The sequence below is a fragment of the Streptomyces sp. GESEQ-35 genome (assembly GCF_017948485.1).
GTDB lineage: Bacteria > Actinomycetota > Actinomycetes > Streptomycetales > Streptomycetaceae > Streptomyces.
In genome coordinates this window covers 55,475-64,619 of record NZ_JAFFSX010000039.1, presented here as the reverse complement: position 1 = coordinate 64,619, position 9,145 = coordinate 55,475, and the positions used below count along the sequence as shown (strand labels likewise).

The following is a 9,145-nucleotide window of genomic DNA, read 5'->3' as shown; positions in this document are numbered from 1 at the left end:
GGGGGGGGGGGGGGGGGGGGGGGGGGGGGGGGGGGGGGGGGGGCGGGGGGGGGGGGGGCGGGGGGGGCGGGGGGGGGGGGGGGGGGGGGGGGGGGGGGGGGGGGGGGGGGGGGGGGGGGGGGGGGGGGGGGGGGGGGGGGGGGGGGGGGGGGGGGGGGGGGGGGGGGGGGGGGGGGGGGGGGGGGCGGGGGGGGCGGGGGGGGCGGGGGGGGGGTGGGGGGGTGGGGTGGGGGTGGGGGGGGGGGGGGGCCGGGGCGGGGGGTGTCCGTCCTCGGAACGTCGCGACTCGGTCTCTCAGAGAGGTGCCCGTGTTGACGCGACAACCGCTGCGGGCGGACACCCCCCGCCCCGTCCCCTTCTCGCCGTGGGCGACTGCGGGCCGTCGCGGTCACAAGGGTGGGACGAGGAAACCCCGGCCCATGAGGGCCGGGGTTCGCCGGGTGTCGTGTGTGCGGCCTAGTCGGCCAGGTGTCGCTCCACTGTGTCCACCTTGGAGGTGAGGCCGTCCGTCACGCCCGGGCGGATGTCCGCCTTGAGGACCAGGGAGACGCGCGGGGCGCGCGCCTCGACCGCGGCCACGGCCCGTTTGACGACGTCCATGACCTCGTCCCACTCGCCCTCGACGGAGGTGAACATCGCGTCCGTGCGGTTGGGCAGGCCGGATTCGCGGACGACGCGGACGGCGTCGGCGACGTACTCCCCTACGTCCTCGCCGACACCCAGCGGCGTCACGGAGAAGGCGACGATCACGCGTTCACGATCCCTTCCTTGCGGGCGCGGGAGGCGATCACCGCGTTCTCGGCCTCGTGCTTGAGCTTGCGGTCGGCGAAGAAGCCGCCGGTGGGCAGGACGGAGAGGACGAAGTACAGGGCGGCGGTCTTCAGGGGCCACTTCACTCGGTTCCAGGCGTCCGCCCAGAAGATCACGTACAGGATGAAGAGGACGCCGTGGATCATGCCCATCACGGGCACCGCGTTGAAGTCCGTGGTCCGCTTCAGCACCGAGCAGACCAGCAGGAGCAGGAACGAGACGGCCTCGGGGGCCGAGACGAGGCGGAGGCGGCGGAGGGCGGCGGCGGTCTTGAGGTCCACGGGTCACCTTCGGTGGGAGAGGCTCGGCTGCTTGTGAACACGGGCACAAACGTGCGCCCATTGTGGCAAACAGTTGCGTGGGTGTCTGGGTGGGGGTGCGGGCCTCTCGCCCCTAGGGGTGCGATCAGGGTCGGTCTCCACCTGTGGGGCCTGTTGGCGGGCAGCGCGTCCGGCTATTTTCGCATCGTGGCGATGTTCCGACTTCAAGGCAGCAAGGTGCTCGCCGTCGACATGACCGGGGACGCCGTGAAGGCGAAGAACGGCTCGATGGTCGCGTACGACGGGCAGATGGCCTTCAAGAAGCTGAGCGGCGGCGGTGAGGGCGTCCGCGGGATGGTGACGCGGCGGATCACCGGCGAGCAGATGACGGTGATGGAGGTGAGGGGGCAGGGGACTTGTTGGTTCGCGGACCGCGCGTCCGAGATCAACCTCGTGAGTCTCCAGGGGGACAAGCTGTACGTGGAGTCGAGCAACCTGCTGGCGACCGACGGCGGGCTGCGCACGGGCACGTCTTTCACTGGAATGCGCGGCGCCTCGCAGGGCAATGGGCTGTTCACCACGACTGTGGAAGGGCACGGGCAGGCGGCGATCATGTCCGATGGTCCTGCGGTGGTGCTGCGGGTGAGTCCGCAGTTTCCGTTGAGTGTTGATCCGGGTGCCTACGTTGCGCATCAGGGGAATCTGCGGCAGTCCTTCCAGTCCGGTGTGACGTTCCGCACGTTCATGGGCGAGGGCGGCGGCGAGGCCTTCCAGATCCGGTTCGAGGGGGATGGGCTCGTGTATGTGCAGCCCAGCGAGCGGAACACCGTCGCGGGGGATGTGTGACATGGGCTTTCGTGAGATCAACTCGAAGATGGTCGAGGCGACTGTGATGCCGGGGCAGCGGCTGTTCAGTCAGCGCGGGGCCATGCTCGCGTACAAGGGTGAGGTGTCCTTCACGCCCAATATGGCGGGTGGCTCGGGCGGGATCATGTCGATGATCGGGCGCCGGGTCGCCAATGAGGACACCCCGCTGATGTCGGTCGAGGGCAGCGGCACTGTGTTGTTCGGGCACGGCGGCCACCATGTCCAAGTGATCAACCTCGCCGGCGACACGCTGTGCGTGGAGGCGGACCGGCTGCTCGCCTTCGAAGGCACGCTCCAGCAGGGGACGATGTTCCTGGGATCCCAGGGCGGCGTCATGGGCATGGTGCGGGGCCAGGTGTCGGGGCAGGGGCTGTTCACGACGACCCTCAAGGGGCAGGGCGCGGTCGCGGTGATGGCGCACGGCGGTGTCTTCGAGATACCGATCACCCCGCAGCGGCCCGTCCATGTCGACCCGCAGGCGTATGTGGCACATCACGGCGATGTGCGGAACAAGCTGTCGACCGCGCTGGGCTGGCGGGACATGGTGGGCCGCGGGTCGGGCGAGGCGTTCCAGCTGGAGCTCAGCGGCAGTGGTGCGGTGTACGTCCAGGCCTCGGAGGAGAAGCTGTGACCTACGGAACTCCGGGCGTCGTCGTCCACGACCCGATGACCCTGCCCGTCGACGACAGTGTCAACAACTACACCTTCTGCGTGGAGCTCAAGGGCTCTCAGTGGTTCCTCCAGAAGGGGAAGATGATCGCCTACTACGGCTCGATCGACTTCAACGGCATCGGGCACGGACGTTTGGACCGACTTGTCCGTACGTCCTTTCATTCGCCTCTGCACGCGAGCGACTGGGTCGTGGCGGAGGGCTCCGGCAAGATGCTCCTCGCCGACCGGGCCTTCGACGTGAATTCGTACGACCTCGAGAACGGCAATCTGACCATTCGCTCGGGCAACCTGCTCGCTTTTCAGCCAAGTCTCGCGCTCAAGCAGTCGATCGTTCCGGGATTTCTGACGCTGATCGGAACCGGCAAGTTCGTAGCCGCATCTAACGGTCCGGTGGTGTTCATGGAACCGCCGATCCGGGTGGACCCGCAGGCGCTCGTCGGCTGGGCCGACTGCCCGTCGCCGTGCCATCACTACGACCACGGCTACATGACGGGCCTGATGGGCGGTCTACGTGCGATGACGGGCCTCGGCGGGGCCTCCGGGGAGGAGCATCAGTTCGAGTTCGTGGGAGCCGGTACGGTCCTGCTCCAGTCCACCGAAGCCCTCATGGCGGAGCAGGCCACGGGGGCGGTCCCGCACCAGGCGGGGGTACCCGGTGGCCAGGGGGGTCACGCAGGCACCCCACAGCAAACGGGCGCACCGCGTCTTCCCGGACAGCTGGGGGACCTCCAGCGTCGCTTCGGGCTGTGAGCGGTAGTCTGCGGAGTGTGACATCGAACGCGTGCGCACAGTCACACCACCCTCATTAGTTCGCCTTTCAACCTTTTAGGTAGACTTCATTCATGGAGACCGAGACGGCCACGCGCTGGCTGACCGATGCGGAGCAGTGCGCCTGGCGCACCCACCTGGAGGTCAATAGGCTGTTGACGTACCAGCTCGAAAAGGACCTTCAGCCGTTCGGCCTGACGATGAACGACTACGAGATCCTGGTGAATCTCTCCGAGTCGGATGACGTACGGATGCGGATGAGCGACCTCGCGGCCGCCACCCTCCAGTCCAAGAGCCGCCTCTCGCACCAGATCACCCGCATGGAGAACGCGGACCTGGTGCGGCGCGAGAACTGCGAGTCCGACCGCCGTGGACTGTTCGCCGTGCTGACCGAGCACGGCATGGAGACGATGAAGAAGGTCGCGCCCCATCATGTGGCGTCTGTGCGGAGGCACTTCATCGATCTGCTGTCCCCCGAGGCGCTGACGGAGCTCGACAAGGGCCTGAAGCCGATCGCGGAGCATCTGCGCGGGCAGCGCGGGCGCCCCTGACGTCCTGATCAGGCAAGCGGCAGGCGGAGTTCGAACAGGGCTCCGCCTGTCGGCGCGTCCCGCACCGTGAGCGTGCCCCCGTGCCGCACGGCGACGTCCCTGGCGATGGCGAGGCCCAGTCCCGCACCGCCGTCGTCACGGCTGCGGGCGGCGTCCAGCCGTACGAACCGCTCGAAGATCCGCCCCCGGTCGGCCTCGGGCACCCCGTCGCCGTCGTCGGCGACCTCGACCACCGCCCGGTCCCCGTCCCGCCGTACGGCCACGGTGACCGCCGATCGCGCATGGCGCCGGGCGTTGTCCAGCAGATTGGCCAGCACGCGCCCCAACTGTCCGCGGGATCCGGTCACTTCGAGTGCGTCGAAGGCCTCGACCGTCACGCCCGCCCGGCCCTCGGCCTCCTCCCTGGCCAGCGCGGCCAGGTCCACGCGCGTGCCGGTCGGCCCCTCCCCCGCGTCCAGCCGGGCCAGGAGCAGCAGATCGGCGGCCAGGTGCTGGAGGCGCACGGTGTCGGCGACCGCCCCGTCGAGGTCCAGCAACTCCGGATGCGCGGCGGCCACTTCGAGCTGGGTGCGCAGCGACGCGATCGGACTGCGCAGCTCGTGCGAGGCGTCGGCGACGAACCGCCGCTGGCGCTCCACGGAGGTCTCCAGGGCGGCCAGCGTCTCGTTGGTGGTCCGGGCGAGCCGGGCCACCTCGTCGTGCGTGTCCGGCTCGGGGACGCGCCGGGTGAGGTCCTCGGAGGCGGTGATGGCGGCCATCTCGCTGCGGATGCCCTCGACCGGGTGCAGCGCGCGCCGAGTGACCAGCCAGGTGACGCCCGCGACGACTCCGAGCAGCAGCGGGAAGCCGATCAGCATGACGGTCAGCGCGGTGTTGACGGCGCTCTGCTCGGCCGAGAGCGGGGCGCCCGCGTACACGGTGAGTCCGCCCCTGCCGGGGACCTCCACATGGACCTCGGCGAACCGGTAGTCGTCCGTCTCCCCCTCGATGGTCGCGGAACCGTCATGGAAGTTGGTGTGCCGGCCGATCTCACCGGGTTCCAGGGACTGGTCGTCGGAGTCGTCGTCATCGTCGTCCTCGCCCTCCGCCGGGCTGCCCCCCGTGGCCTGCGGCCGTACCGCGTCCGTGTCCGTCCCGCTGATCCGCTCCAGGTCCTCGCTGGCCGCGACCAGCCTGCCGTCCTCGTCGACGACCTGGACCGGCCGTGCGTCGTCGTCCAGGGACAGCTGCTCGTACGTCTTCCCGGTCGCGAGGTCGGCGGCGACCTCCCGCGCGGTCCGCTCGGCCTGCGTGCCCGCCTGGCCGTGGAGGTTGGACCGCAGGGACAGCAGTACGGCGGTCCCGGCGGCGAGCAGCGCCACGGCGACGACGAGGGTGGCGCCGAGGGTCGCCCGGGAGCGTACGGAGCCGAAGAGCCGCCCTCTCACGCCGTCTCCAGCCGGTAGCCGGCGCCGCGCACCGTCCGGATGAGCCCGGCGCGCAGCTTGCGCCGCAGGGTGGAGACGTACACCTCGACGATGTTCGGATCGCCCTCGTACGCGAAGTCCCAGACGTGCTCCAGGATCTCGGCCTTGGACACCACCGCGCCGGCCCGCACCACCAGCTGCTCCAGGACGGCGAACTCCTTGGCGGTCAGGGTGACTTCGTCCTCGTCCAGGAAGACGCGGCGGGCCGCGGTGTCGACCTTCAGATCGCCGTGGACGTGCACGGGCGAGGCCCCGGCGCCCTGCCGCCGCCGCAGCAGGGCCTTGATGCGGGCGACCAGGACGACGTACGAGAACGGCTTGGTGAGGTAGTCGTCCGCGCCCGTGTCGAGGCCCTCCGCCTCGTCGTACTCGCCGTCCTTGGCGGTGAGCATCAGGATCGGCACGTCGTGGCCGGCGGCGCGCAGGGCGGCGCAGACGCGGTAGCCGTTGAGGCCGGGGAGCATGATGTCGAGGATCACCAGGTCGTACGTCCCCTCGGTCGCCTGGTGCAGGCCTTCGCGGCCGTCGTGCACGACGTCGACGGCGTAGCCCTCGGCCGTCAGGCCCTTGGCGAGCGACAGGGCCAGCCGCTTTTCGTCCTCCACGATCAACAGGCGCATGGGTACAGCGTGACAAAGCCGAGCTGAAGATCTCTTCAGGCGGCTTCAGGTTCCTCTCAGCGTCCGTCGGCGACATTGATTCACGTCGAAACGCAAACGACTCGGGAGGAATCCGCATGAAGCGCAACATCGTGATCGCCGCTGTCACGGCCGCCGCACTGATCGGGGGCGGTACGGCCACGGCGCTCGCGGCCGCGGGGGACGACGACGGGGCGGCGGCGCGGAAGACGGACGTGCGGGTGACGGGGGACGACGACTCGGCGCGGGTGGCGTCCGGCACCGTGACCGCCGCCGACGCCATCGCCACCGCCCTGAAGGAAGCCCCGGGCACCGCTGTCTCCGCCGAACTGGACGACGACGGTGACGACGACGGCCCGGCGCAGTGGAAGGTCCGTGTCCTCGCCGGCGACGACACCTGGCACAAGGTCCGGATCGACCCGGCTTCCGGTAAGGTCCTCGGCTCCCACACCGGGCGCGAGGACGATGACGACGACATCGCCGAGGTACGCGCCGCCCTGAAGGGCACCTCCGTGACCGCCGCGGAGGCCGCCGCGGCCACCGCCTCCAAGGGGACGGTGACGGACATCGACCTCGACGACGACGGCCGTTCGAAGGCCTGGGAAGTCGAGACGCACCCCTCCGGCAAGGACGACCGCGACTATCGGGTCGACCTGAACACCGGCAAGGTCACGGCGGACACGGACGACGACAGCCACGACGACCGCGGCGCCGACGACGACGGGGACGACGACTGACGATCAGCGCGACCTATAGGGGCGCCGTGGCGCCCCTATAGGGGCGCGGGGCTGTATCGAAATGCGGCTCCGCCGCGTGGGCGCGACCAGCCACGACGGGCCCGCAGACGATCGACGGCCCATCGCGGAACTTCCCGCGGAGCGCTCGTCATCCCTCCGTAATCCCCGCCACCAGCTCGTCCGCCGCCCGGTACGGGTCCAGCTCCCCCGACACGATCCGCTCCGCCAGCGCGCTCAGCCGGCGGTCCCCGTGCAGATCCCCGATCCGCTCGCGCAGGGCGGTGACAGCGATCGTCTCGACCTCGCGGGAGGCGCGGGCCAGTCGGCGCTCGGCCAGGACGCCCCGCTCCTCCATCCAGGCGCGGTGCTTCTCCAGGGCTTCGACGACCTCGTCGATGCCCTCGGCGCGGGCGGCGACCGTCTTGACGATCGGGGGGCGCCAGTCGCCGGGGCCGCGGGATTCGCCGAGGCCCAGCATGTGGTTCAGCTCGCGGGCGGTCGCGTCGGCGCCGTCGCGGTCGGCCTTGTTGACGACATACACATCGCCGATCTCCAGGATTCCGGCCTTGGCCGCCTGGATGCCGTCGCCCATGCCGGGGGCCAGGAGGACCACCGAAGTGTCCGCCTGGGACGCGATCTCGACCTCCGACTGGCCGACCCCGACCGTCTCGACCAGGATCACCTCGCAGCCCGCCGCGTCCAGCACGCGGATCGCCTGTGGCGCGGACCAGGCGAGGCCGCCCAGGTGGCCGCGCGTCGCCATCGAGCGGATGTAGACGCCGGGGTCGGACGCGTGCTCCGACATGCGCACGCGGTCGCCGAGCAGGGCGCCGCCGGAGAAGGGCGAGGACGGGTCGACGGCCAGGACGCCGACCCGCCTGCCCTGCTTGCGGTACGCCGTGACCAGCGCCGACGTCGATGTCGACTTGCCGACACCGGGCGAGCCGGTGAGGCCGACGACGTACGCGTTGCCCGTCAGCGGGGCCAGCGCCGTCATGACCTCGCGGAGCTGCGGGGACGCCCCCTCCACCAGGGAGATCAGCCGGGCCACGGCACGCGGCCTGCCCTCCCTGGCCTGGGCCACCAGCGTGGAGACGTCCTGCATCACAGCTCCGTTCAGCTCACCGACGTACAAACAGACTGCTCAGCCCTTGGGTACCCGCACGATGAGCGCGTCACCCTGGCCGCCGCCACCGCACAGCGCGGCCGCGCCGACGCCGCCGCCCCGGCGCTTCAGCTCCAGCGCCAGGTGGAGGACGAGGCGGGCGCCCGACATGCCGATCGGGTGACCGAGGGCAATCGCACCCCCATTGACGTTCACCGTTTCGGTGGACACTCCGAGGTCCTTCATTGACTGGACGGCAACCGCCGCGAACGCCTCGTTGATCTCGATGAGGTCGAGGTCGGAGACGTCCAGGCCCTCCTTCTTGAGGGCGTGCAGGATCGCGTTCGACGGCTGGGACTGGAGCGAGTTGTCGGGACCGGCCACATTGCCGTGGGCGCCGATCTCGGCGATCCACTCCAGGCCGAGCTCCTGCGCCTTCGCCTTGCTCATCACGACCACGGCCGCCGCACCGTCGGAGATCTGCGAGGCGGAACCGGCGGTGATCGTGCCGTCCTTGGTGAACGCCGGACGCAGCTTGCCCAGGGACTCGGCCGTCGTCTCCGCGCGGATGCCCTCGTCCTTGCTGAAGACGACGGGCTCGCCCTTGCGCTGCGGAATCTCCACCGGGGTGATCTCGGCCTCGAAGATGCCGTTCTTCTGGGCGGCCGCGGCGCGCTGGTGGGACAGGGCGGCGATCTCGTCCTGCTCGGGGCGCGCGATGCCCAGCTTCGTGTTGTGCTTCTCGGTCGACTCGCCCATGGCAATGTTCTCGAAGGCGTCGGTCAGGCCGTCGTAGGCCATGGCGTCGAGCATCTCGATGGCGCCGTACTTGAAGCCCTCGCGGGACTTCGGCAGCAGGTGGGGCGCGTTGGTCATGGACTCCTGGCCGCCCGCGACGATCACATCGAACTCACCGGCCCGGATCAGCTGGTCGGCCAGCGCGATGGCGTCGAGGCCCGACAGACAGACCTTGTTGACCGTCAGCGCCGGGACGGACATCGGGATGCCCGCCTTGACCGCGGCCTGGCGTGCCGGGATCTGCCCTGTCCCGGCCTGGAGCACCTGGCCCATGATCACGTACTGCACCTGGTCGCCACCGATTCCCGCACGGTCGAGGGCGGCCTTGATCGCGACGCCGCCCAGATCGGCGCCGGAGAACGACTTGAGGGAGCCGAGCAACCGGCCCATCGGAGTTCGGGCACCCGCGACGATGACGGATGTCGTGGTGTTCGTTCCAGACATGAGGTGCGATCCCCTTTCAGCTGCACAGC

Annotated in this window: 11 protein-coding genes; 5 read left to right on the top strand and 6 right to left on the bottom strand. The window is 70.4% G+C overall.

Features of this window, described 5'->3' with window-relative positions:
- Window positions 1-456: 456 nt before the first annotated feature.
- Both KCH87_RS45410 and KCH87_RS45405 read right to left on the bottom strand, forming a co-directional pair.
- Entirely contained in the window at window positions 457-750 is a 294-nt protein-coding gene (locus KCH87_RS45410) for an MTH1187 family thiamine-binding protein (RefSeq protein ID WP_210593834.1), read from the bottom strand.
- Entirely contained in the window at window positions 747-1,091 is a 345-nt protein-coding gene (locus tag KCH87_RS45405) for a DUF3817 domain-containing protein (RefSeq protein WP_210593833.1), read from the bottom strand. The genes KCH87_RS45410 and KCH87_RS45405 overlap by 4 nt, the downstream gene beginning before the upstream one ends.
- A 192-nt stretch (window positions 1,092-1,283) precedes the next feature.
- Here KCH87_RS45405 and KCH87_RS45400 point away from each other — a divergent pair, with 192 nt between their 5' ends.
- The 4 genes from KCH87_RS45400 to KCH87_RS45385 all read left to right on the top strand — a co-directional run bounded on the left by KCH87_RS45400 (window position 1,284) and on the right by KCH87_RS45385 (window position 3,928).
- Window positions 1,284-1,916, top strand: a complete 633-nt coding sequence (locus tag KCH87_RS45400; RefSeq protein ID WP_210593832.1) for an AIM24 family protein — start codon at window positions 1,284-1,286, stop codon at window positions 1,914-1,916.
- Between the two features lies 1 nt (window position 1,917).
- The gene (locus KCH87_RS45395; RefSeq protein ID WP_210593831.1) at window positions 1,918-2,568 is read left to right on the top strand and encodes an AIM24 family protein; all 651 of its coding nucleotides are present in this window, start codon (window positions 1,918-1,920) and stop codon (window positions 2,566-2,568) included.
- 35 nt (window positions 2,569-2,603) lie between these two features.
- Window positions 2,604-3,359: an AIM24 family protein gene (locus KCH87_RS45390; RefSeq protein ID WP_210593838.1), complete on the top strand. Its 756-nt coding sequence runs from the start codon at window positions 2,604-2,606 to the stop codon at window positions 3,357-3,359.
- Between the two features lie 92 nt (window positions 3,360-3,451).
- A complete protein-coding gene (locus tag KCH87_RS45385; RefSeq protein ID WP_210593830.1) occupies window positions 3,452-3,928 on the top strand; it encodes a MarR family winged helix-turn-helix transcriptional regulator in 477 nt (158 codons plus the stop codon).
- A gap of 8 nt (window positions 3,929-3,936) precedes the next feature.
- Here the strand turns inward: KCH87_RS45385 and KCH87_RS45380 are convergent, their stop codons facing one another.
- On the bottom strand, window positions 3,937-5,355 hold the full coding sequence (locus KCH87_RS45380; protein ID WP_210593829.1) for a HAMP domain-containing sensor histidine kinase: 1,419 nt from the start codon (window positions 5,353-5,355) through the stop codon (window positions 3,937-3,939).
- Window positions 5,352-6,014, bottom strand: coding sequence for a response regulator transcription factor (locus KCH87_RS45375; protein ID WP_210593828.1), 663 nt, complete (start codon window positions 6,012-6,014; stop codon window positions 5,352-5,354). The genes KCH87_RS45380 and KCH87_RS45375 overlap by 4 nt, the downstream gene beginning before the upstream one ends.
- Window positions 6,015-6,130: 116 nt before the next feature.
- Here KCH87_RS45375 and KCH87_RS45370 point away from each other — a divergent pair, with 116 nt between their 5' ends.
- Window positions 6,131-6,769: a PepSY domain-containing protein gene (locus KCH87_RS45370; protein WP_210593827.1), complete on the top strand. Its 639-nt coding sequence runs from the start codon at window positions 6,131-6,133 to the stop codon at window positions 6,767-6,769.
- A 148-nt stretch (window positions 6,770-6,917) separates the two neighbouring features.
- Here the strand turns inward: KCH87_RS45370 and meaB are convergent, their stop codons facing one another.
- Both meaB and KCH87_RS45360 read right to left on the bottom strand, forming a co-directional pair.
- Window positions 6,918-7,874 (bottom strand): methylmalonyl Co-A mutase-associated GTPase MeaB, encoded by a 957-nt coding sequence (gene meaB / locus KCH87_RS45365; protein ID WP_210593826.1) that lies wholly within the window; start codon window positions 7,872-7,874, stop codon window positions 6,918-6,920.
- A gap of 39 nt (window positions 7,875-7,913) precedes the next feature.
- Window positions 7,914-9,116, bottom strand: a complete 1,203-nt coding sequence (locus KCH87_RS45360; protein WP_210593825.1) for an acetyl-CoA C-acetyltransferase — start codon at window positions 9,114-9,116, stop codon at window positions 7,914-7,916.
- Window positions 9,117-9,145: the final 29 nt, after the last annotated feature.